18 protein-coding genes and 1 pseudogene are annotated in these 22,769 nt (G+C 61.2%); 14 read left to right on the plus strand and 5 right to left on the minus strand.

Annotation, left to right across the window (positions count from 1 at the left end; translation table 11 throughout):
• From AC1DPR_RS22500 to AC1DPR_RS22540, 9 genes and pseudogenes are all read left to right on the plus strand, one after another.
• Positions 1-116 (plus strand): annotated as a pseudogene (locus AC1DPR_RS22500) (sugar ABC transporter ATP-binding protein); the annotation flags it as partial.
• Between the two features lie 22 nt (positions 117-138).
• The gene (locus AC1DPR_RS22505) at positions 139-1,674 is read left to right on the plus strand and encodes an FAD-dependent oxidoreductase (RefSeq protein ID WP_113471410.1); all 1,536 of its coding nucleotides are present in this window, start codon (positions 139-141) and stop codon (positions 1,672-1,674) included.
• Positions 1,675-1,678: 4 nt separating this feature from the next.
• A complete protein-coding gene (locus AC1DPR_RS22510; RefSeq protein ID WP_113471411.1) occupies positions 1,679-3,334 on the plus strand; it encodes a GMC family oxidoreductase N-terminal domain-containing protein in 1,656 nt (551 codons plus the stop codon).
• 95 nt (positions 3,335-3,429) lie between these two features.
• Positions 3,430-4,599, plus strand: coding sequence for a Gfo/Idh/MocA family protein (locus tag AC1DPR_RS22515; protein ID WP_018858683.1), 1,170 nt, complete (start codon positions 3,430-3,432; stop codon positions 4,597-4,599).
• Between the two features lie 28 nt (positions 4,600-4,627).
• Positions 4,628-6,709 (plus strand): FAD-dependent oxidoreductase, encoded by a 2,082-nt coding sequence (locus AC1DPR_RS22520; RefSeq protein WP_018858682.1) that lies wholly within the window; start codon positions 4,628-4,630, stop codon positions 6,707-6,709.
• Between the two features lie 324 nt (positions 6,710-7,033).
• Complete coding sequence (locus AC1DPR_RS22525; protein ID WP_018858681.1) at positions 7,034-7,549, plus strand: dihydrofolate reductase; 516 nt, start codon at positions 7,034-7,036, stop codon at positions 7,547-7,549.
• A 153-nt stretch (positions 7,550-7,702) separates the two neighbouring features.
• Positions 7,703-8,794 carry an FtsH protease activity modulator HflK gene (gene hflK / locus AC1DPR_RS22530; RefSeq protein WP_018858680.1) on the plus strand — a complete coding sequence of 364 codons (1,092 nt, stop codon included), beginning with the start codon at positions 7,703-7,705 and terminating at the stop codon, positions 8,792-8,794.
• Positions 8,795-8,797: 3 nt separating this feature from the next.
• The gene (gene hflC / locus AC1DPR_RS22535) at positions 8,798-9,727 is read left to right on the plus strand and encodes a protease modulator HflC (RefSeq protein WP_018858679.1); all 930 of its coding nucleotides are present in this window, start codon (positions 8,798-8,800) and stop codon (positions 9,725-9,727) included.
• A 189-nt stretch (positions 9,728-9,916) separates the two neighbouring features.
• On the plus strand, positions 9,917-11,512 hold the full coding sequence (locus tag AC1DPR_RS22540; RefSeq protein ID WP_018858678.1) for a DegQ family serine endoprotease: 1,596 nt from the start codon (positions 9,917-9,919) through the stop codon (positions 11,510-11,512).
• 110 nt (positions 11,513-11,622) lie between these two features.
• On the opposite strand, the gene AC1DPR_RS22545 is transcribed toward AC1DPR_RS22540, so the two are convergent.
• On the minus strand, positions 11,623-12,189 hold the full coding sequence (locus tag AC1DPR_RS22545) for a GNAT family N-acetyltransferase (RefSeq protein WP_018858677.1): 567 nt from the start codon (positions 12,187-12,189) through the stop codon (positions 11,623-11,625).
• Entirely contained in the window at positions 12,186-13,076 is an 891-nt protein-coding gene (serB, locus tag AC1DPR_RS22550; RefSeq protein ID WP_018858676.1) for a phosphoserine phosphatase SerB, read from the minus strand. The genes AC1DPR_RS22545 and serB overlap by 4 nt, the downstream gene beginning before the upstream one ends.
• Between serB and miaA the strand changes: the two genes are divergently transcribed.
• A complete protein-coding gene (gene miaA, locus AC1DPR_RS22555; protein ID WP_477817235.1) occupies positions 13,075-13,968 on the plus strand; it encodes a tRNA (adenosine(37)-N6)-dimethylallyltransferase MiaA in 894 nt (297 codons plus the stop codon). The genes serB and miaA overlap by 2 nt on opposite strands.
• 17 nt (positions 13,969-13,985) lie before the next feature.
• On the opposite strand, the gene AC1DPR_RS22560 is transcribed toward miaA, so the two are convergent.
• Positions 13,986-16,067 (minus strand): ATP-binding protein, encoded by a 2,082-nt coding sequence (locus AC1DPR_RS22560; RefSeq protein ID WP_018858674.1) that lies wholly within the window; start codon positions 16,065-16,067, stop codon positions 13,986-13,988.
• A 345-nt stretch (positions 16,068-16,412) separates the two neighbouring features.
• On the opposite strand from AC1DPR_RS22560, the gene AC1DPR_RS22565 reads away from it, so the two are divergent.
• Together AC1DPR_RS22565 and ilvN are read left to right on the plus strand one after the other, a co-directional pair.
• Positions 16,413-18,206, plus strand: coding sequence for an acetolactate synthase 3 large subunit (locus AC1DPR_RS22565; RefSeq protein ID WP_018858673.1), 1,794 nt, complete (start codon positions 16,413-16,415; stop codon positions 18,204-18,206).
• 25 nt (positions 18,207-18,231) lie between these two features.
• Positions 18,232-18,804 carry an acetolactate synthase small subunit gene (gene ilvN / locus AC1DPR_RS22570; protein WP_018858672.1) on the plus strand — a complete coding sequence of 191 codons (573 nt, stop codon included), beginning with the start codon at positions 18,232-18,234 and terminating at the stop codon, positions 18,802-18,804.
• A gap of 74 nt (positions 18,805-18,878) precedes the next feature.
• On the opposite strand, the gene AC1DPR_RS22575 is transcribed toward ilvN, so the two are convergent.
• The gene (locus AC1DPR_RS22575; RefSeq protein ID WP_477817224.1) at positions 18,879-19,856 is read right to left on the minus strand and encodes a LysR family transcriptional regulator; all 978 of its coding nucleotides are present in this window, start codon (positions 19,854-19,856) and stop codon (positions 18,879-18,881) included.
• 85 nt (positions 19,857-19,941) lie between these two features.
• Between AC1DPR_RS22575 and AC1DPR_RS22580 the strand changes: the two genes are divergently transcribed.
• Positions 19,942-21,066, plus strand: coding sequence for an alkene reductase (locus AC1DPR_RS22580; protein WP_018858670.1), 1,125 nt, complete (start codon positions 19,942-19,944; stop codon positions 21,064-21,066).
• A 54-nt stretch (positions 21,067-21,120) separates the two neighbouring features.
• Here AC1DPR_RS22580 and AC1DPR_RS22585 read toward each other — a convergent pair whose 3' ends face one another.
• Positions 21,121-21,969 carry an aldo/keto reductase gene (locus tag AC1DPR_RS22585; RefSeq protein WP_018858669.1) on the minus strand — a complete coding sequence of 283 codons (849 nt, stop codon included), beginning with the start codon at positions 21,967-21,969 and terminating at the stop codon, positions 21,121-21,123.
• Between the two features lie 161 nt (positions 21,970-22,130).
• Between AC1DPR_RS22585 and AC1DPR_RS22590 the strand changes: the two genes are divergently transcribed.
• A complete protein-coding gene (locus AC1DPR_RS22590; RefSeq protein WP_018858668.1) occupies positions 22,131-22,724 on the plus strand; it encodes a LysE family translocator in 594 nt (197 codons plus the stop codon).
• The last annotated feature ends 45 nt before the right edge of the window (positions 22,725-22,769 follow it).

Genomic DNA, 22,769 nt, shown 5'->3' on the forward strand with positions numbered 1-22,769 from the left:
TCGTGGCGCGGCTCAGGGCCGACGCCCGCATCCAGGCCGGCCAGCACGCCCGCCTCGCCTTCAACCTCGACAAGGCCGTGTTCTTCGATCCGCAAAGCCAAACCCGAATCGCTTAAACCAGGAGCCAGGATTCCAAACATGAACAGCTCTCCTGATATCGTCATCATCGGCTCGGGCGTGGGCGGCTCCACGGTCGCCGCCGGACTGGCGGCGACTGGCGCCGATATCCTGGTCCTCGAAGCGGGTGATTTCATCGCCGATCGTCCTGAGAACCGGGATCAACGCGCGATCTTTCAGTGCGGCCATTTTCGGCCGAAGGAAACCTGGTACGAAGCCGACGGCACCGGCTTCAATCCGGGCAACTACTACAATGTCGGCGGCAACTCGAAATTCTACGGCGCCGTGCTCTCGCGCTATCGCCGGGAGGATTTCGAGGAGATGCAACATGGGGAAGGGGTGTCGCCCGCGTGGCCGTTTCCCTACGAGGTTTTGGAACCTTGGTACAGCCGCGCGGAAAGTCTGTACGAGGTTCGGGGAAATCTGGGAGATGACCCGACAGAGCCCGTTCACTCGGGCAACTACGCTTACCCACCGGTTCCCGACGAACCGCCGATTGCCGATGTCAGGGCGCGGCTGAAGGCCAAGGGCCTGCATCCGTTCTCGCTGCCATTGGGAGTGGATATCGACGCCTGGCTGTCGAAGGCGAGAACGCCCTGGGACGCGCATCCCAATTCCCGCGATGGAAAGATGGACGCCGAGACGGCTGCCCTCCTCAAGGCTCTGGAGTATCCGAACGTCCGCCTTGAGACGAACGCGAAGGTCACGAAGCTCGAGGCGGGCGAGAATGGCAGGATCGAGCGCGTCCATTACCGCAAGAACGGTGAGGACCTTACCGTTGCTCCGAAGCTCGTCATTCTCTCGGCGGGCGCCGTTCAGTCCGCTGTCCTGCTGTTGCGGTCGGCCGATGCGCGTCACAAGAATGGGCTCGCGAATTCCTCCGATCAGGTCGGGCGGAACTTCATGAATCATAATTCCTCGGCCGTGATCGCGGTTTCGCCCACCTACCGAAACACGTCGATTTACCAGAAGACGTTTGGATTCAACGATTTCTATCTGTCCGATGGAAGCGGCGGCCCGCCGCTGGGGAACGTGCAGTTGCTGGGCAGGATTTCGGCGAAGGTACTGAAGGGGTCGCTGCCCTGGGCTCCGGAATGGCTGTTGCACACCATGACAAGCCACGCGATCGACTTCTATGCGATGAGCGAGGACGTGCCGAACCCGGAAAGCCGTGTGATGGTCGACGGCGACCGCATCGTGCTGCAGTGGCAGCGAACGAATTGGGACGCGCATCTCGCGCTTGTCGCGAAGCTGAAGGCGGTACTCAAGTCGATTGGATTCCCGATCGTCCTTTCAAAGCCCTTCGACAAGCGCACGCCGTCGCACCAGTGCGGCACCGTCAGGATCGGGAATGACCCGGCGAACGCGGCGCTCGACCCATACTGCCGCGCCTATGATCACCGGAACCTCTTCGTCGTGGACGCCAGCTTCCTGCCGACGTCGGCTGCGGTAAATCCCGCACTCACGGTGGCGAGCCAGGCGCTGCGCGTGGCCGACCATATCGCATCGCAGGATTTGCAAGTCGGCCCATTGTTCTCTCGCATCCAACAGGATTAGCAAAATGCGTTTCGACTACATCATCACGGGAGCTGGTCCGGCCGGATGCGTGCTTGCAAACCGGCTGAGCGAAGACCCGAACGTCAAGGTGCTGCTGCTTGAAGCCGGCGGCGGCGATTGGAACCCGCTGTTCCACATGCCGGCGGGCTTCGCGAAGATGACGAAGGGCGTCGCCAGTTGGGGCTGGGAGACGGTTCCGCAGAAACACATGAACGGCAGGGTGCTGCGCTACACGCAGGCGAAGGTGATCGGCGGCGGTTCGTCGATCAACGCCCAGCTCTACACCCGCGGCAATGCGGCCGACTATGATCTCTGGGCAAGCGAAGACGGTTGCGAAGGCTGGGACTATCGCGCGATACTCCCTTACTTCAAGCGCGCTGAAGACAATCAGCGCTTCTCGGACGACTATCATTCCTATGGTGGTCCGCTCGGCGTATCCATGCCGGCCGCACCTCTGCCCATTTGCGACGCGTATATCCGCGCGGGGCAGGAGCTTGGTATTCCCTACAACCCCGACTTCAACGGCCGCCAGCAGGCGGGTATCGGCTTCTACCAGGTTACGCAGCGCGACCATCGCCGCTCCTCGGCATCCATGGCCTACATCTCGCCGATCAAGAATCGCAAGAACCTAAAGGTGCGCACCGGCGCGCGCGTCTCGCGCATCGTCCTGGAAGGCAATCGTGCCGCCGGCGTCGAGATAGCAAGCGGAAACGGTCCGGAGGTCATTCGCGCCGAGCGTGAAGTGCTTGTTTCCTCGGGCGCGATCGGTTCGCCGAAGCTGCTTCTTCAGTCGGGCGTTGGTCCTGCCGACCACCTGCGTGCCGTAGGTGTAAAGGTGCTCCATGATCTTCCGGGCGTTGGCGGCAACCTGCAGGATCACCTCGATCTCTTCGTCATCTCCGAATGCACCGGAGACCACACATATGACGGCGTCGCGAAGCTGCACCGCACCCTGTGGGCCGGGATGGAGTACGTGCTCTTCCGCACGGGGCCGGTGGCTTCATCTCTCTTCGAAACTGGCGGTTTCTGGTACGCCGATCCGGACGCCCGTTCGCCCGACATCCAGTTCCACCTCGGCCTGGGATCCGGCATCGAGGCTGGGGTCGAGCGCCTGAGGAACGCGGGCGTCACGCTCAACTCCGCGTATCTCCACCCGAGATCGCGCGGCACGGTCCGCCTGTCTTCGTCCGATCCCGCAGCGGCACCGCTGATCGATCCGAACTACTGGTCGGACCCGCGCGACAAGAAGATGTCGCTCGAGGGCCTGAAGATCGCTCGCGAGATCATGCAGCAGGCGGCGCTCAAGCCCTACGTTCTGGCTGAACGTCTTCCCGGTCCGAAGATCATGACCGATGAGCAGCTCATCGAGTATGGCTGCGCGAATGCCAAGACCGACCACCATCCCGTCGGCACTTGCAAGATGGGGACAGGCCCGGACGCCGTCGTCGGCCTCGATCTCAGGGTCCATGGTCTCGAGGGGCTGCGCGTCTGCGATTCCTCGGTCATGCCAAGGATTCCCTCGTGCAACACCAACGCTCCGACCATCATGGTTGGCGAAAAGGGATCGGACCTCATCCGCGGCCTGCCACCGCTTCCATCGACGATCTTCTCGTACGAGCGCAACGATACGCGTCCGAGGGCTCGGGCCGGCGTTCGGTAGGACGGCAAAACACGTCACGCCTGCGCGACAACGCGGAACAGTTGAAACAGCAGTGACCGGTCATGAACGGACCGGCTTTCAGGGGAGTTTTCATAATGGCCGAAGTCAGGGTAGCCGTGCTGGGCGGCTCCGGCTGGATGGGCAAGGTTCATACCATGGCCTACCAGACGTTTCCTCATTTCCTGGGGGTGTCCGGCGGGACCGCGCGCGTGGTCGCCATCGTCGAGGCCAATCCGAAGGCTGCGGAAGATCTTGCCAGACGAGCTCCCGGCGCCAAGATCCTGCAGGACTGGAAGCAGGCGGTAACCGACCCGGACGTCGATCTCATCGACATCTGCCTGCCCGACAGCCTGCACTACGAGGTGGCCAAAGCCGCCCTGATCGCAGGCAAGCACGTCTACTGCGAGAAGCCGTTGGCAAACACCGCCGCTGAGGCTCGCGAACTTGCCGACATCGCCAGGGAAAAGGGCGTCATCACCCGCGTTGGCCATGCGTTTCCTCGTAACCCAGTCCATGACCTCGCCAAGGAGATCATCGAGGCGGGCGAGATCGGCGAGATCAAGATGTTCAAGGGCTGCCAGCATGTAGACATGTATGGCGATCCCATGACGCCCTTCATGTGGCGCGCCGACGGAAAGCTTGCTCCGACGGGCATCGTCGGCGACACCGGGTCGCACATCTTCAGCTTCATGGAGTTTCTCGTCGGCCGCGTCAGCTCGCTGATTGCCGACAACCTGATCGTCACTCCCAAACGCCCTGTTGTCGAGGGGCTTGCCTACGGCGAACAGGTCAAGCTCAAGGGCGACGAGACGTGGGCTGACATCACCAATCCCGATGCCACGAACCTCCTTTGCCGCTTCGAGAATGGCGCAGCCGGTATCGTCGACTTCAGTCGTGTCGCCACTGGCCGCAAGTTCATGCAGACCTACGAAATCTACGGAACCAAGGGCAGCATCGCCTACACCTATGATGAGGTGAATCGGCTCCGCTTCTACACGAACGACGACCGCACCGGCCGGAGCGGATTTCGCGAAATCGACGTCGGCCCGGAAAACTCAACCTTCAGGGCATTCCTGCCGCTTCCGAACTTCGCACTCGGCTACAACGAGAGCAAGATCATCGAAGCCGCCGAGGTGGTGAAATCGATTACTACCAAGACTCCCATGTGGCCGACGTTCGAGGACGGCCATCACATCTGCCAGATCGTCGACGCGTGCATGGAGTCTTCGCGCCTGAGGCGCTGGGTCGACATCCCGCTTGTTTGATCGCACGAAGATCCCAAGGACCAGTCCAATGACCATCGATGTCCCGCAGCACATCCTCGACGCCCTGACTGACGTCGACATGCCTCGGTTGGCGCAGGAAGCCGCACCCTCGGAGACCATTCGGCTCGCGGGTATCGACGTGCCTGTCTACAGGGCGGGATGCGTCGTCGTTGGATCGGGGGCAGCGGGACTGCGGGCCGCCGTGGAGCTCAATCGCCGTGGAGACGACGTCGCAATCATGAGCCAAAGTGCATGGGGTGGGACCTCAGCCTGTTCCGGATCGGACAAGCAGACGCTCCATACGGCGAATACCGCGGATCAGGGCGACAATTACAAGGCGATGGCACGGGCGATCCGGGCCGGCGGCGCGATGGACGAGGACACGGCCTATGTCGAGGCCGTCGGATCGGGCCGAATGATGGCGTCCCTGCAGTTCCTTGGACTGCCGCTGCCGCAGGAGCCGCTCGGTGGCACCCTCCGCTATCAAACCGACCACGACGAAGTGGGAAGGGCAACGAGCTGCGGTCCGCGCACCTCGAGGCTCATGGTCAAGGTTCTGGCCGAGGAAGCCATCAGGCTCGACATCCCGTTCTATAACCATACGACCGCCGTCAAGATCCTGACGGAAGGCGAGCAGGGAAGCCGGCGCGTGGTCGGCGTTCTCGCCGTTCGGGCAAACGACCGGACCGAGACCAATCCGCTCGGCGTCGCGTTGTTCGCCACGGAGGTGATCGTCCTTGCCGCGGGCGGACCGGGCGAGCTCTACCGCGACAGCGTCTATCCGAACGGCTGTTTCGGTTCGCTTGGGCTGGCGCTCGAGGCAGGCGTCGACCTGGTGAACCTGACCGAGAGCCAGTTCGGCATTGGAACGCGCCGGGAAGGCTTTCCCTGGAACCTGTCTGGGACGTACGTCCAGGCCATACCGCACATCTATTCCGTCGATGCCGAGGGCACAGAGCATCACTTCCTCGCCGAATACTACCGGACCACGCAGGAACTGGCGTCGAACGTCTTCCGCAAGGGATACCAGTGGCCGTTCCACTCCACGAGGATGCTCGACTTCGGTTCGAGCCTCGTCGACCTCGCGATCTATCGCGAAACTGCGGCCGGTCGGCGCGTGTTCATGGACTTCAATCGGAACCCGCTCCCGGTGCCAGGCGACCTGCCTTTCGATCTCGAGCGCCTCGATGACGTTGTGAAGCGCTATCTTGGGAATGCGGCGGCGACCCAGGATCTGCCGATCCATCGTCTTCGCCATATGAACCCGCTCGCGATCGAACTTTATCGCCGCTACAAGGTCGATATTGCTGCAGCCCCGCTGGAGTTTGCCGTCAACAACCAGCACATGAATGGCGGCATCATGGTTGACACCTGGGGGCGCAGCAGTCTCGCGGGGTGCTACGCGGTCGGCGAGGCGGCGGGTACGCACGGAGTGACGAGACCAGGAGGCGCGGCCTTGAATGCGGGGCAGGTCTTTGGGACGCGCGTTGCCGAGCATATCGGCGCAAGTGGCAGGGCTAAGAAGGCCCTCTCGAGCGACCTGCGGGTTGTCGCAGGCGCCGGCATCTTCGAGCTGCTGGGGATGCTGAAGGGCGACAGGCCGCTGGCCGCAAAGGCAATCCGTACGGAAGTTCAGGCGCGGATGAGCGACAAGGCTGGCCTGATCTGCGACGGCGAAAGCGTGGCCTCGGCCTTGGTCGAGGCGCGGCGGCTCAATGCCGAAATTCGGGCCAAGGGCATTGCCTACGAGCGCGCTGCCGAGGCAGGGCGGGCACTTCAATGGCGGCAGATGGCGCTCGCCTCGGAAGCCGTGTTGGCCGCGTTGGATTATTTCATTCGAAACGGCGGCGGGAGCCGTGGTGCGCGCGCGATATGCGATACTACTGGAGAGTCGCTTCCGCTTTCCAATGCCGGCCCGCTGGAGGAGTTTCGCTTCCGGAAAGAGCGCGACGCCCATCGCGAGGAGCAGATCGTCGTCCGACTGGAAGGCGACGCGATGCGGATAGCCACTCGCCCAAACCGCAAGTTCGACGAGGGTGCCAAGTCGTTCTTCGAGCGCGACTGGCCGGCATGGCTGACGGGCCGCATCTACGACCTCGACACGGTTTGAGGAGAGCCCGGCGTTTGATGGCACAGGCTGCGATCAGGCTATTGCGTCCGAACAGCCGCCTAGGTGACTGGAACATTGATGTGAGCAATGGCGAGACCGATCACAATCGATACGATGCCATCCTAACTTCCTCGGGATATCCGGAGGAAAGTTTAGACCACGCCAACGATTTTATGACACTATCGAATCGATCCCGACACCTCCGAACGAAGGCTCAATCAAGTGTACCGAGTACCCAGAAAAAATAATGGCGCAGACGGTGCGCCCGGCCACGAAGCCGGCGCCGGCGCCAATGCGTCGATCGTGGCCTGATCGGAGAGCTTGATGTCAGAAATTCGAAAGACCATCGTGGTTGCCGTTTCCGAGAACGGCATCATCGGGCGGGACGGGGACATGCCATGGCGGCTATCCGCGGATCTCAAGCGGTTCAAGGCTCTAACGCTCGGTAAGTCCGTCATCATGGGCCGGAAGACTTATGAATCGATCGGAAAACCGTTGCCGGGGCGGGCCAATGTCGTGATCTCCCGACAGGCCGCTGCAATAGACCATCCGGATGTGCGTATGGCCCGATCCCTGACCGAAGCCATCGGTCTTGCCGAGGACATTGCGAAACGGAGCGGCGAGGACGAAATCTGCATCATCGGCGGTGGGCAGATCTATACGCAGGCGCTCGATCTCGCCGATCGATTGTGCGTGACGCATGTCGAAACATCCGTTGACGGTGACACGTCGTTTCCCACGATTGACCCCACGCTTTGGAGGGCGACGGAGACGATTGAGGTGCCGGCAGGCGACAAGGATAGCTATCCCACGAAATTCGTGGTCTACGACAGGCGCTAAGCGCTGAAAACCAACTATTTTCCAATAAATATTGCCAAGTTCCTCATGCTGCGTTGAAAGCAGATGCGGCGATACCTATAACGGTCACGACTGCCTACGTCCGCCGCCCCCGTGGAGTAGGCGGTCGTGAGTTTAACGAATAACGAGGTTTTGATGCCCTGGAGCAATCAGAATGGCGGCGGCGGCCCTTGGGGCGGTGGCGGCGGTAACAATCAGGGACCATGGGGGCAAGGGCCTAATCGCCCGCGCGGTGGCGGCGGTGGCAAGGGCGGGCCGCCTGATCTCGAAGACATCATCAGGCGCGGCCAGGATCAGCTTCGTAACATAGTGCCCGGCGGGTTGAACGGTGGCGTCCTCGTCATTGCGGCGGCGATTCTTGTGGTGTTCTGGCTCTTCCAGTGCATCTACATCGTCCAGCCGGACGAGCGCGGCGTCGAATTGCGTTTCGGTCGTCCCAAGGAAGAGATTTCCACGCCTGGCCTGCACTTCCACCTGTGGCCGATGGAGACCGTCGAGATCGTCAAGGTGACGATGCAGCAGCAGAACATCGGCGCGGCATCGACGTCCGCCTCTTCGTCAAGCGGGCTGATGCTTTCCGGCGACCAGAACATCCTGAACGTCCAGTTCTCCGTGTTCTTCACGGTTAGCGATCCGAAGGCCTATCTCTTCAACGTCGAGAATCCGGCCGAGACCCTCCAGCAGGTCGCTGAGAGCGCCATGCGCGAAGTCGTTGGTCGCCGTCCGGCCCAGGACGCGTTCCGTGACAATCGTCAGCCGATCGAGACCGAAGTCGCCAACATCGTCCAGGGGACGATGGACCGTTACCGGGCTGGTATCTCCATCGGTGCCGTGACGATCCAGGACGTGGCGCCGCCACGCGAAGTTGCCGATGCCTTCGAAGAAGTGCAGCGCGCCGACCAGGACAAGCAGCGGCTCGTCGAAGAGGCCAATCAATACGCCAACCAGAAGCTCGGTCAGGCGCGCGGTGACGCGGCCCAGATCCGCGAAGCGGCAGCGGCCTACAAGGACCGCGTCGTCAAGGAGGCCGAAGGTGAGGCCCAGCGCTTCTCGTTCATTAACGAACAGTACGCGAAGGCGCCGGACGTAACCCGGACACGCCTTTTCCTCGAAACGATGGAGCAGGTTCTGAAGAACTCCAAGAAGGTCGTGATCGATGAGAAGCAGGGGGTTGTGCCCTATCTGCCGCTCAACGAGATCGGCAAACCGGCACAGCAGGGAGGTTGAGCCATGACATCGAACAGGCTTCCTCTCATCCTAGGCCTTCTCGCCGTCGTCTTGATCGCGCTCTATTCGTCGGTCTTCGTTGTGAACGCGCGCGAGCAGGCAATCGTGGTCCGCTTCGGTCAGATCCAGTCGGTGAAGACCGAGCCGGGCATATACTTCAAGCTGCCATTCGCCTTCATGGATGCCGATCGCGTCCAGATCGTCGAAAGGCAGGCCCTTCGCTTCGACCTTGACAACATTCGTGTCCAGGTTCGCGGTGGTGCGACCTTCGATGTCGATGCTTTCGTGGTCTATGACATCAGGGACGTGCGCAAGTTTCGCGAAACCGTGTCGGGCGATCGCGAGGCCGCGGAGGCGCGCCTTCGCACGCAGCTCGATTCCTCACTTCGCCGTGTCTACGGTCTGCGCGACTTCGATGCCGCGCTGTCGGAAGAGCGCGTGGCAATGATGCTCGAGGTGCGCGACGATCTGCATCGCGATGCCGAGGACCTGGGCCTCAACATTCAGGACGTTCGCATCCGCCGTACGGATCTGACGCGCGAAGTTGCGCCGAAGACCTATGACCGCATGCGCGCCGAGCGCCTTGCCGAAGCTGAACTCCTGCGCGCGCAGGGTACGGAAGAGGGCCAGCGTCGCCGGGCTATCGCAGACAGGCAGGTCGTTGAGATCACTGCCGAGGCGCAGCGCGATTCCGAGATCCTCCGCGGTCAAGGTGACGCCGAGCGCAACAGGTTGTTTGCGGATGCATTCAGCAAGGATCCGGCATTCTTCGAGTTCTATCGTTCTATGGCCGCTTATTCCACGGCACTGACGTCGCAGGACACCACGCTGGTGATCTCTCCGAACTCGCAGTTCTTCCGCTTCTTCAACGACGCAAGCGGTGCGCCAAGAAACGCGCCACCGCCGGCGATGCCGACTGCACCGACGAACTGATCGGGGCATCGGAACCTGGAAAACCAAGTGCGGGCCGGCAGTTTTGCCGGCCCTTTTTTATGTTGCGATTGGATGGCGGCGGCGCCGCGAATAGATTGCACGGGATTTCGCGAAAAGGTGATTTCGCCCTCCATCATTCCGCCGTATGCTGGTGCTCAGAGTGCGTTTTATTTGAAATGAGGATGCTTGATGGCCCCGACGACCCGCCCGACCTTCAGACGATCGCTCGCTCTCCTGGCCGGCGCCGCACTTCTGGTTAATGTTGGTTTCACCGGCTCGGTGCAAGCTCAGGGCACCACACCGCCGCTGAACGGTCCGGCATCCGTTGCCGATCTCGCCGAAGGGCTTCTCAATGCCGTCGTGAACATTTCGACATCGCAGAATGTCAAGGACGATGAGGGCGTCGGCCCGGCGCCGCGCGCGCCCGACGGTTCACCGTTCCAGGAGTTCTTCAACGACTTCTTCAACAAGCAGAAGGGCAACAAGGGCGGCAACCACAACGTCAATTCGCTGGGTTCCGGCTTCGTCATCGATCCGCAAGGCTACATCGTCACGAACAACCACGTGATCGAGGGAGCAGACGACATCGAGGTCAATTTCGCCGACGGCACCAAGCTGAAGGCGAAGCTGATCGGGACCGATACGAAGACTGACCTTTCGGTCCTCAAGGTTGAGCCGAAGGCACCGCTGACGGCCGTCAAGTTCGGCGATTCCAGCGTGATGCGGATCGGCGACTGGGTCATGGCGATCGGCAATCCGTTCGGCTTCGGCGGATCGGTAACCGTGGGTATTATTTCGGGGCGTGGACGCAACATCAACGCCGGCCCCTACGACAATTTCATCCAGACGGATGCGGCGATCAACAAGGGCAATTCCGGCGGTCCGCTCTTCAACATGAAGGGCGAGGTCATCGGCATCAACACGGCGATCATTTCTCCGAGCGGCGGATCGATCGGTATCGGCTTCTCGGTGCCGTCGGAATTGGCTGCTGGCGTCGTCGAGCAGTTGCGCGAATTCGGCGAGACCCGCCGCGGCTGGCTCGGTGTGCGCATCCAGCCGGTGACCGACGATGTTGCCGATAGCCTCGGTCTCTCGAGCGCCAAGGGTGCGCTGGTTGCCGGCGTCATCAAGGGCGGGCCGGTCGATGACGGTTCGATCAAGGCGGGCGATGTCATCCTGAAATTCGACGGTAAACCGGTCAACGAGATGCGTGATCTGCCGCGCGTCGTGGCGGAAAGCCCTGTCGGTAAGGAAGTCGACGTCGTCGTTCTTCGCGATGGCAAGGAGCAGACCGTGAAGGTGAAGCTCGGTCGGCTTGAGGACAGCGATCAGGCTGCCTCCAACGATGCCGATCCGAACAAGGGTGGCATCATCAATCCGGATCCTGATGAGAACCAGGATATGGACGAGCCCGATGATCAGCAGAGCCAGCCGATGCCGGATGCCAAGGGCAAGGCGGATCAGGCAACGCCTGATGCAACGAACCCCAAGAACGTGCTCGGCCTCTCGCTTTCGCAGCTCAGCGCCGAGACGCGCAAGACCTTCGGGATCGCGGAAAGCGTTGACGGGGTGCTGGTTGCCGAGGTCGCGCCCGGCTCGCTGGCGGCGGAGAAGGGCCTGAAACCCGGCGATGTAATCGTTGAGGTGGCGCAGGAGTTCATGCGCTCGCCCGAGGCGGTTGCCGCGAAAGTGCAGTCGCTTAAGCAGGAAGGCCGGCGCAACGCACAGATGATGATCGCGTCGTCGAACGGTGACTTGCGCTTCGTCGCAGTGCCGATGGAATAGCAGGACGCAGCGCGGCCCATCTTTTCACAAACTGCTGAGTGGTGCCTTCGCCGATGATCACAGTCGGCGCCGGGTCTTTCCGGGGTTTCCGTCGCGCACGACAATTGGCGTCAGCCGATTCCACGCTTCCATTGCTCACGGCTGATTGCATAAAGAACGTGGCGTTTCAGCTGCGGATGCGTGTCGGGAACCCTTGGATGGTCGAAATCGCGGGCGGGTTCGTGATGCAGGCCAAGTCGGCGCATGACGGCGGTGGAGCGATGATTGTCCGCCACCGCGAAAGAGACGATTTCGGGAGGATCGAACTCGGTGAAGCCACGCCGAAGGGCTGCCGCTCCCGCTTCCGTCGCATAGCCCTTGCCCCAATGTCTCTTCGCTAGACGCCAGCCCACCTCGATGGTGCCTGCCGGCAGGAAAGGCTCGAGTTCGGGTCGCCAGAGGCCGCAAAAGCCGATCGGCTCGTTGGTTTCCTTCAGAGCCGCTGCATAGAAGCCAAGACCTGTTTCGGCGATGGCATCGCGGATCGTATCCAGCATCGAATCTGCCTCGGTGCGGTCGCGACGGACGGCGAAGAATTCCATCACCTCGGGATCGGAATTGATCTCGTGGAAAAGCGGCCGATCCTCGTCAGTCCAATTGCGCAGAAGCAGGCGATCGGTCGTTAGGATCACTGTCATGGCGTTACGAAATCGGTCTTGCGGTAGCCCTGGATATAGAGGAGAGCGCTAAGGTCGCCGTGATTGATCTGTATTTTCGCCTGTGCGGCGACGGTCGGCTTGGCGTGCAGCGCGACGCCGGATCCGGCGAGTTGAAGCATGCCGAGATCGTTTGCACCGTCGCCGACGGCAAGGGCGTCCTTCGGTGAAATTCCCAGCTTTTCTGAAATGTCGTTCAGCGCATCGACCTTGGCTTGCTTGCCGAGGATAGGTTCGGCGACGTAGCCGGTGAGAACGCCGTTGTCTTCCAGAAGAACGTTCGCCCGGTTTTCATCGAAGCCGAGCGTCTTTGCGATGGGACCGGTGAAGACGGTAAAGCCGCCGGAGACCAGCGCCGTATAATGCCCCTTGGATTTCATGGTGGCGATCAGTCCGCGGCCACCTGGGGTCAGTGTGATGCGCTTGGCAATGACTTCATCCACGACCGATATCGGCAATCCCTTCAAGAGGGCGACACGCTCGCGAAGGGCAGGCTCGAAGGCAATCTCACCATTCATGGCTCGAGCGGTAATCGCGGCGACCCTTTCCTTCAGGCCGACTTCGGCGGCGAGTTCGTCGATGCATTCCTGGCCGATCATGGTGGAGTCCATATCGGCGATCAGCAGTCTCTTGCGGCGCGTCTCTGCGTCCTGGATGACAAGGTCGATCGCAGCGCTGCCGATGACGGCGAGAATGTTGGCGCGGGCGGCTTCCACGTCCGTCCCATCTCTCAGCGCGATATCGCAGGCAACGCCATCGGCAAGCCAGTATAGGCCGGAAGCATTCACGGCGTCGGATGCCTGCTCGGCAATGACAGGCGTGAGAACAGGATTTGACGGATTGGCAACAAGCGTGGCAACGAGAGCCATGATGGAAAACCTTCTAACCGCAGTGAACGCGATCCTGATAACCGGGCCGACCGCCAGCGGCAAGTCCGCCTTGGCCGTCGAGTTTGCGAAACAGCATAATGGCGTCGTCGTCAACGCCGACAGCATGCAGGTCTACGACACGCTTTGCGTGCTGACCGCGCGACCCTCGGACGAGGATATGCAAGGCGTGCCGCATTACCTCTACGGTCACGTCCCGGCGAAGCTGGCCTATTCGACGGGCGCTTGGCTGCGGGATGTCACCGAGCTTTTGCCGCGCCTTCATGCCGACGGGCGCAAACCAATCTTCGTGGGCGGAACGGGCCTCTACTTCAAGGCGCTGACCGGTGGGCTTTCGGATATGCCTGCAATACCGGAGGAGGTGCGAAACCGCCTTCGTTCGCGCTTGCAGGAGGAAGGACGCGACGAACTCTATCGGCAGCTGCGGGAGCGCGATCCATTGGTCGCCGAAAGTCTGCGCCCACAGGATGGGCAGCGGATCGTAAGAGCGCTGGAGGTCCTCGAGGCGACGGGTCGATCGATTGCCGATTTCCAGGCGCAGACCGGCCCTGTGATCGTCGATCCTTCGACTTCTCGCAAGATCGTCGTCGCACCTGATCGGGCCATCCTTCACCAGCGGATCAACGGTCGGTTCGAGAAGATGTTGGAGCAGGGGGCTGAGGACGAGGTGAAGACCCTGCTTTCGCTTTCGCTGCCGCCCGATATGCCGGTCATGAAGGCCATCGGCGTTTCGCAGATTGCGGCGATGTTGAGAGGCGAGCTTAGCCGCGACGAAGTGCTGGAGCGGGGGGCTGCGGCGACGCGGCAATACGCCAAGCGACAGATGACCTGGTTTCGCAACCAGATGGACGAAAGCTGGGAGCGCCTCCCGTAGAACCGCTCGGAGGTCGGCTATTCCTTGTTGTTCAGGCTGCTGAGCGGCTTTTTCAGGATGCTGTCACGAAGAGACACGCCAGGTTCCCGGCGGATGCCGCCCGTGGCAGTTGGTCTGTCACCTGGTCCGGAGGAAGGCTCTCCGCGCATTTCGCGCCTCAGGGCTTCGAGGCGGCTGTCGATAGATGTTTCCGATGCTGCGAGTGGTGCGGGCGACGCGGCGGCCGCAGCCTCGCGCGCAGAGCCCGCCCCCGGCAGCATATCGCGGCGATATGGTTCGATCGGGGCCAGTGGCGGTGTTGTCGCTATGTTGGCCGACGGGTAGGAAGGGGCCGCTACCAATTCGTCGAAGTCGTCACCAAAGCTGTCTTCGTCTTCGTAGGTACCGCTGGGAGAGATGGTGGCCGAATAGCTTTGCTGGAATGCCGAGATGTCGGGACCGGCGACGGCACGCATGCGTGTCACGATCTTGCGCAGGTCGACGTTATCAGGATCCTCCTCGCTGACCTTGACGCTGGCGCCGTTCGCCTTGGGCAGGTACTGCACATCGACGCGCGAGAAGCGCATGCGCATCGGCACGCTGATGGCCTCGCCGAAGGCGATCGCTTCGCCGTTTCCGATCGAGGAGATGAAACTGGTCGTCGAGATCGACGAATTCGGGATGGCCGAGCGAATGATCTCCTGGTCCCGGTCATTGGCAAGGCGCATCGCAAAGAGGGTCGAGCACTGCGACAGGATCGTCTGGTCGAGTTCGCCGGGGCGCTGCGTGATGATCCCGAGCGATACGCCGTACTTGCGGCCTTCCTTGGCGATGCGGGCGATGGCCTGTCTTGTCGGGAAGAAGCCGAGATTCGGGTCGGACGGAATGTAACGGTGTGCCTCTTCGCAGACGACGAGCATGTGGATGGCGCCGTCGCTCCACAGCGCGATTTCGAAGGCCATACGGCAGAGGACCGAGGCAACCGAGTTCACGACTTCAGACGGGATGCCCGATAGCTGGAAGGTGCAGATCGGCCTGCTATCGCCGGGGATACGGAATATTTCCGCCACCGTCTCCATGATGGTGTCGCTGATCGTATTGCTTGAGAACATGAAGTGGTAGCGCGGATCGTTGATGGCGGCGACGATGCGCATCTTCAGCGATCTGAGTAGAGGCTTTTCGTCGCGACCCTCGAGCCTGCCGATGCGCTCGTCGATCAGCGCAAGCAGATCGGCCATGCGATAGGGAACAGGTGTATCAGCGGTAATCGAGCTTTTCTCGGTGGTGCGCCGCACGATCGAGTTGTCGCTGCCGCGAAAGCCGCGCTTGGCCTCCGGCAACAAGTCGCGCAGAATATCGACTTCCTCGGGGATGGGTGTTCGACCCCGGAAGACGACTTCCGCGAACTCTTCCAGTTTCATCAGCCAGAAGGGCAGATCGAGCGTGTCGGTGTCGATAACCACCGAATGTTTTGGGAAAGCGGCCGCGAATTCGTTGTGCGGGTCCAGGATCAGGACACGGAGCTTCGGGTCTGCCTCGATTGCCTTGTGCAGGAGCAGAGAGACGGCCGTCGACTTGCCGACGCCGGTCGATCCGACAATGGCGAAGTGCTTGGACAGCATCGAAGGAATATGAATCGCGGCATCGATGCTCTCGTCCTGAGTGAGCTTGCCGATGACCGCCGTCGTTCCGCTGCCGGCATCGTAGATCCGCATCAGGTCGCTCGCGCGAATGCGGTGGGCGATGGCGCCAAGATAGGGATAGCGCGAAATGCCGGTCGAGAACTGCTCGCGACCGTCCTCGTCGACGCGAACTTCGCCGAGCAACTCGGTCTCGATCTGGAAGTGGTTGTCTTTTCCTTCACCCCAGCTGTGACTGTCGGTGTTCATGGAGTAGACGATGGCGACCACACGATTTCGGCCAACGCTGATCGAAATCAGCTTTCCGACCGACCACAGTTCGGCAAGCTCCGTGCCCCCAGCTTCGGCGACGGCGGCGATGGTTGCGCGAGACCCGCTGCACGCAACAACGCGGCCGAGAAACCGGTTGCCCGGGGTCTGGTCATCGCGGCGGTCATGCTCGCCTGCCTTGCCTGACGTGTGCAAGTCCTTGTTCAGCAAAGGGCTACTCCCTGCGATAGTAAAGGAGGATATGAGCGAACGTTTAAGAAAGTCTTTTTGCGATAGGTGATCATTCCGGCACACGTTCGGCTGGTGCGATCGGGCTCGATTTTTTATTGCGGCATGCGTTGACGATGCGAAATTTTCTGTCTATCACTTCGCCCCATGAAAATCGCAGTAGCTCTTATCGTGGTGGGAAAGCGCATGGGCAGGATGGTGTAACCATCCGGCGATAGCCACCCATGCGCTAGATGACAGGCTCCCTCAGGGGCCTTTTTTTATGCCCGAAATTCGGGCTTCCGGACCACAGAACTCAAATCCCAGCAGTCAAAACGGAAAAGAAACATGACGGGCACGGACAATCAGGCAGCAGGCAATCGGATGACGGGAGCGGAGATCGTCCTTCAGGCGCTGAAGGACAACGGCGTCGAGCATATCTTCGGCTATCCGGGTGGCGCAGTGCTGCCGATCTACGACGAGATCTTCCAGCAGGACGAGATCAAGCACATTCTCGTCCGCCATGAGCAGGGCGCCGGCCATGCGGCCGAAGGCTATGCCCGCTCAACCGGCAAGGTCGGTGTCTTGCTTGTTACTTCCGGTCCGGGTGCGACGAATGCCGTCACGCCGCTGCAGGACGCCTTGATGGATTCGATCCCGCTCGTCTGCCTCACCGGCCAGGTTCCGACCTCGCTGATCGGTTCGGATGCCTTCCAGGAGGCCGATACGGTCGGCATCACGCGCCCTTGCACCAAGCACAACTGGCTGGTCAAGGACGTCAACGATCTCGCGGCGATCATTCACGAAGCCTTCCGCATCGCGCAGTCGGGCCGCCCGGGTCCCGTTCTCGTCGACATTCCGAAGGACGTCCAGTTTGCCACCGGTACTTATACGCCGCCTGCGGCCCATGCGATCCAGAAGAGCTACCAGCCGAAGATCCAGGGTGATCTCAACCAGATCCATGCGGCGGTCGAGATGATGGCGAGTGCACGGCGTCCGATCATCTACACCGGCGGCGGCGTCATCAACTCCGGCCCCGAGGCGACCAAGCTTCTGCGCGAGTTGGTCGAACTGACGGATTTCCCGATCACCTCGACGCTGATGGGCCTCGGCGCCTATCCGGCATCAGGCAAGAACTGGCTGAAGATGCTCGGCATGCACGGCTCCTACGAGGCGAACATGGCGATGCATGACTGCGACGTTATGGTCTGTATCGGCGCCCGCTTCGACGACCGCATTACCGGCCGCATCACTGCCTTCTCACCGAACTCGAAGAAGATCCATATCGACATCGACCCGTCCTCTATCAACAAGAACGTTCGCGTCGATCTTGGCATTCGCGGCGATGTTGGAAGCGTTCTGGAAGACATGGTCCGCTTGTGGCGGGCTCTGCCGAAGAAGCCGGAGAAGAGCCAGATCGCCGATTGGTGGGCCGATATCACGCGCTGGCGGGCGCGCAACTCCTTCGCCTATACCAAGAACAACGATGTCATCATGCCGCAATATGCGCTGGAGCGCCTCTATGCGCTGACCAAGGATCGCGACACCTACATCACGACCGAAGTCGGTCAACACCAGATGTGGGCAGCGCAGTTCTATGGATTCGAGAAGCCGAACCGCTGGATGACTTCGGGCGGCCTCGGCACCATGGGCTACGGCCTGCCGGCAGCGCTCGGCGTGCAGATCGCGCATCCGGAAAGCCTCGTCATCGACATTGCCGGCGACGCCTCGATCCAGATGTGCATCCAGGAAATGTCGACGGCGATCCAGTACGAAGCGCCGATCAAGATCTTCATCATGAACAACCAGTACATGGGCATGGTTCGCCAGTGGCAGCAGTTGCTGCACGGCAATCGCTTGTCGAACTCCTATACGGAAGCGATGCCCGACTTCGTCAAGCTCGCCGAAGCCTACGGCGCCGTTGGCCTGCGTTGCGACAAGCCTGACGATCTGGACGGCGCAATCCAGGAAATGATCGACGTGAAGAAGCCGGTCATTTTCGATTGCCGTGTCGCCAATCTCGCCAATTGCTTCCCGATGATCCCGTCGGGCAAGGCTCACAACGAAATGCTGCTGCCGGACGAAGCCACGGACGAGGCGGTCGCCAATGCGATCGACGCCAAGGGCCGTCAGCTCGTTTGATATCAAAGTAGAGGAAACCAAGACCATGAACGCACACCTTCAGCCGACGGGCTCTGCCTACTTCATCTCGCCCGAGACGGCGGCGGTCGAAAGCCATACGCTTTCGGTCCTCGTCGACAACGAGCCGGGCGTCCTTGCCCGCGTCATCGGCCTGTTCTCTGGCCGCGGCTACAACATCGAGAGCCTGACCGTCTCCGAAACCGAGCACCAGGCGCATCTGTCGCGCATTACCATCGTGACGCGCGGCACGCCCCATGTCCTCGAACAGATCAAGGCTCAACTTGAGCGCATCGTTCCTGTTCATCGGGTGGTCGATCTGACGGTACGCGCCCGCGAACTCGGCCAGGAGCGTCCGATCGAGCGCGAAGTGGCGCTCGTCAAGGTCATCGGTACGGGCGAGACCCGGGCCGAGACGCTCCGGCTCGCGGATGCCTTCCATGCGAAAGTGGTCGATGCCACGGTCGATCACTTCATCCTGGAGATCACCGGCAAGTCCTCGAAGATCGACCAGTTCGTCTCGATCATGAAGCCGCTCGGCCTCATCGAGGTCTGCCGCACCGGTATTGCCGCGATGAACCGCGGCCAGCAGGGGATGTAAGCCAATACAAGTACCGGACGCCAGGGCGCCCGGTACTTCTCCCATTCCGGCAATCCGGTGACAATCCGAGCGATCTATTCGGCGGCGACCAAGGCGATATCGGATCCTGCATTCGCCTGAAGGACCTTGGCGCGGACAGGCTCGAGCGCCGCAAGGACCTGTTGGCGTAGCCAGACGTGCCCGGCGTTGCGGTCGGACGAGGTGTGCCATCCAAGCGAGATGTCATAGGGCGGGATGTCCACCGGTCCTGGGCTGATGGCGAGGCCGAACACCGGCGCCCAGGCACGGGCGAAGCTTGCTGGCACCGCGGCAAGTACGTGCGTATCCCGAACCAGGATCGGCAGCGTGAAGAGGTGCGGCGTCGTCACTGCTGCGCGTCGTTTCAATCCACGCTCAGCTAGCACTTCGTCCACAAGGCGGCAGCGGCCGTCCTTGCTGACGATCACGGCCTGCGGGGTCGCGAGAAACGTCTCGAGGTCGATCATGCCGGAGCGGCCGGTTGTCTCGGGATTGCTGAGGATGACATAATGCTCGGACCAGAGCTTGCGGCGTTTATGGAGTTCGTTGCCGGTTTCCACCTTGCCGATCGTGAGGTCGATCTCGCCGCTGTCCAGTAGATCCGCGGGATAATCCTGGTCGAGCGACCGTATCACGAAATTGACGTGTGGCGCCTGCTCGCGAACGGAAGCGAGAAGCGGCGGCATCAACAGGCTTTCGAGATAGTCGGTCATTCCGAGCGTGAAGGTTCGCTCGTCCGTTGCCGGGTCGAATTGCTCGGGCTCGATCAGGCGGGACTGGATCGTGCACAGGATGCCGCTGACGGTCTCCGCGAGTTCCTGCGCCCTTGGCGTTGGTTCGATCCCACGCGCCGAGCGAACAAAGAGTTCATCCGATAGAAGCGCGCGCAGGCGGCCGAGATTGTGGCTCAAGGCGGATTGTGATGTGCCGATACGCTGCGCCGCCCGCGTGACGTTGCGCTCGCTCATCAGGGCATCAAAGGCAACCAGCAGGTTCAGGTCGAACTTCAATATATGAGCGTGATCGATCGACATCATGATTTCCATCTGTTGGATTTCTGAATGCGGCAGAGATATCTGTTTGGTCGATGATAATCAACCGAATTGAGGAATAGCGCTCATGAAGTCTCTCTTTGAAGTCTACGACCTTCGCGGCCAGAAGCTTCGTAACCGTGTCGTCATGGCTCCGATGACCCGGGCCAGGGCGAAGGACGGTATCGCCGACGAGCAGACCGCCCAGTATTATCGCCAGCGCGCCGGCGCCGGTCTGATTGTTTCCGAGGGAACGCCGATCTCGCAAGAGGGAACGGGTTTCGCCTTTATCCCCGGCATCTGGTCGGACGATCAGGTTCGCGGCTGGCAGGGCGTGACGAAGGCCGTGCACGAGGAAGGCGGGAAGATCTTTGCGCAGATCTGGCACGTCGGCCGCATGTCGCATACCTCTCTTCAGCCGGCTGGCGGCCAGCCGGTCAGTTCCAGCGCCAAGCCGGCGCGCGACGATAAGAGCACGGCCTACGCGTTCAACGACGAAGGTGTTGCCGGTTTCGTTGAAGCCAGCGTGCCGCGACCGCTTGGGACTGACGAGGTCGCAAGGGTCGTAAACGACTTTGCGAATGCTGCGGCCAATGCCGTTGCCGCCGGATTTGACGGCGTCGAGATCCACGGTGCCAACGGTTATCTCCTGGAGCAGTTTCTCAATACTCTGATCAACGACCGCACCGACCGATATGGCGCAGGCAACGTCGAAGACAGGACGCGCTTCGTGCTGGAGATTGTCGACGCGGTGGTGGCGCGGATTGGTGCCGAGAAGGTCGGTATCCGGCTTTCGCCGTTCGGCAAGCTGTTCGACATGCCGCACCATCCTTTGATCGAGGAAACCTACCTGCATCTTGCGACTGCGCTTGCTGAACGCAAACTTGCCTATGTGCATCTGAAGGATCAGGGGCTTGCCAGCGCTCCGGCTCTTTCGAGGGATTTTCTGCGCAAGTTCCGCGAGAGCTATTCGGGCACGCTTATTCTTGCCGGTTCTCTCGACAAGCGCCGTGCAGAGCAGTTCCTGCAGGACGGCCTTATTGATCTCGCTGCTTTCGGCCAGCCGTTCATCGCAAATCCCGATCTGGTCGAGCGATTGCGGCGGGACCTGCCGTTGGCGACGCCGAACCGTGAGACGTACTACGGCGGTGGCGCCGAAGGGTACACTGATTATCCGGTATATGGGGGTAGCCCCGACATAAAAGCCGCCTGATCGCGGCCCTTGCCGGCACTAGTGCCAACCCGCGCCATCAAAATCCGCTGGAGATCAGAGCATCTCCAGCGGCCTTTTTCTTGCCGGAGGCGGGAAAGCGGCATCGAGCGCCGCCCAGTCCTCGTCGGTAATGTCGAGCGAGACTGCGTCCCGGTTTTCGGCGGCGCGGGCAGCGTTCGACGTTTTCGGGATGACGATCACGCCGTCGCGTTCCAGCAGGAAGGCAAGTGCCACCTGCGCCGGCGTTGCCTGATAGGCCTTGGCGACGCGGATCAGTTCCGGATGATGCAGAATGCGCCCCTGTTCGATCGGTGAATAGGCCATGATCGGGATCCGACGTTCCTGACACCAGGGCAGCAGATCATATTCAACGCCTCGGCGTGACAGGTTGTAGAGAACCTGGTTGGCTGCGACGTTCCCTCCGGCGGGAACGGTCCGCAGTTCCTCCATGTCGTCAGCATCGAAGTTGGAAACACCCCAGGCGCCGATCTTGCCGGATGCTTTCAGTTCCTCGAAAGCCTGGACGGTAGCAGCGAGCGGATGGTCGCCGCGCCAGTGAAGCAGATAGAGATCGATCCGATCCGTGCCGAGACGCGATAGGCTGCGTTCGCAGGCTGCGATCGTTCCCGTCCGGGTGGCGTTCCAAGGATACACCTTGCTGACGAGAAACACCTCATCCCGTCTGCCCCGGATCGCCTCGCCAACGATCTTCTCCGCGCCGCCGTCGGCATACATTTCCGCGGTATCGATCAGCGTCATCCCGAGATCGAGGCCTGCGCGCAGGCTTTCGATCTCGCTCCTGGCCTCGGAAGATCTCTCTCCCATGTTCCAGGTGCCCTGGCCGATGGCTGGAACCTCTGCACCATTGGGAAAGCTGATGGTTGGGATGGCGTCGTCTCGCATGATGGTCGTTCCGGTTTTCGAAGAAGATTGGGAGGCGCGCCAATCTTTCAACCAATCGTGTCACCATGACAATGATAGCATGGAGCGGTGGATTTAGGTCAGTTAGATTGACCTAAATCGAAAAGTCCCGCCGGACCAACCGCGGGCCTCCGAGAGGTCTCATGCCGCTGGATACATTTCTGGCACTCGTCCTGTTTGCCTTTACCACATCGATAACGCCTGGCCCCAACAACATGATGCTCTTCGCATCGGGCGTGAATTTCGGTTTCCGGCGCACCGTTCCGCATATGCTGGGGATCGGGGCAGGGTTCTTCTCGCTGCTGATCGGCGTCGGATTCGGGCTTGGGGCGCTGCTGCATGCGGTGCCGGCTCTCTATCTGACGCTGAAATTTGCCGGTGGCGCCTATCTTGCGTGGATCGCCTGGAAGATTGCGACTTCACGGTCGCTAGACGAAGGCAAGAGCGGTGTCAGCCCGATGTCGTTCCTGTCGGCGGCAGCCTTCCAGTGGGTCAACCCGAAGGCATGGGTCATGGCTGTTACCGCGATGGCGACTTACACGATCCCGAATATCTACTTTGCGAGTGTTTTGATCGTTGGCTTCGCTTTCGCGCTGGTCAATCTGCCGAGCGTGTCGACCTGGGCGGGGTTCGGCTCGGCTCTGCGTGATTGGTTGTCGGATCCCGTCCGGCTCAAATGGTTCAACATCACCATGGCCGTGTTGTTGGTGCTCAGCCTTTGGCCGATGCTGAAATAGAGCTTGCGGCAGGCTTCGACGACATCCTGAGTGGGGCTTGGCGCT

The sequence above is a fragment of the Rhizobium sp. 01T417 genome (assembly GCF_056398905.1).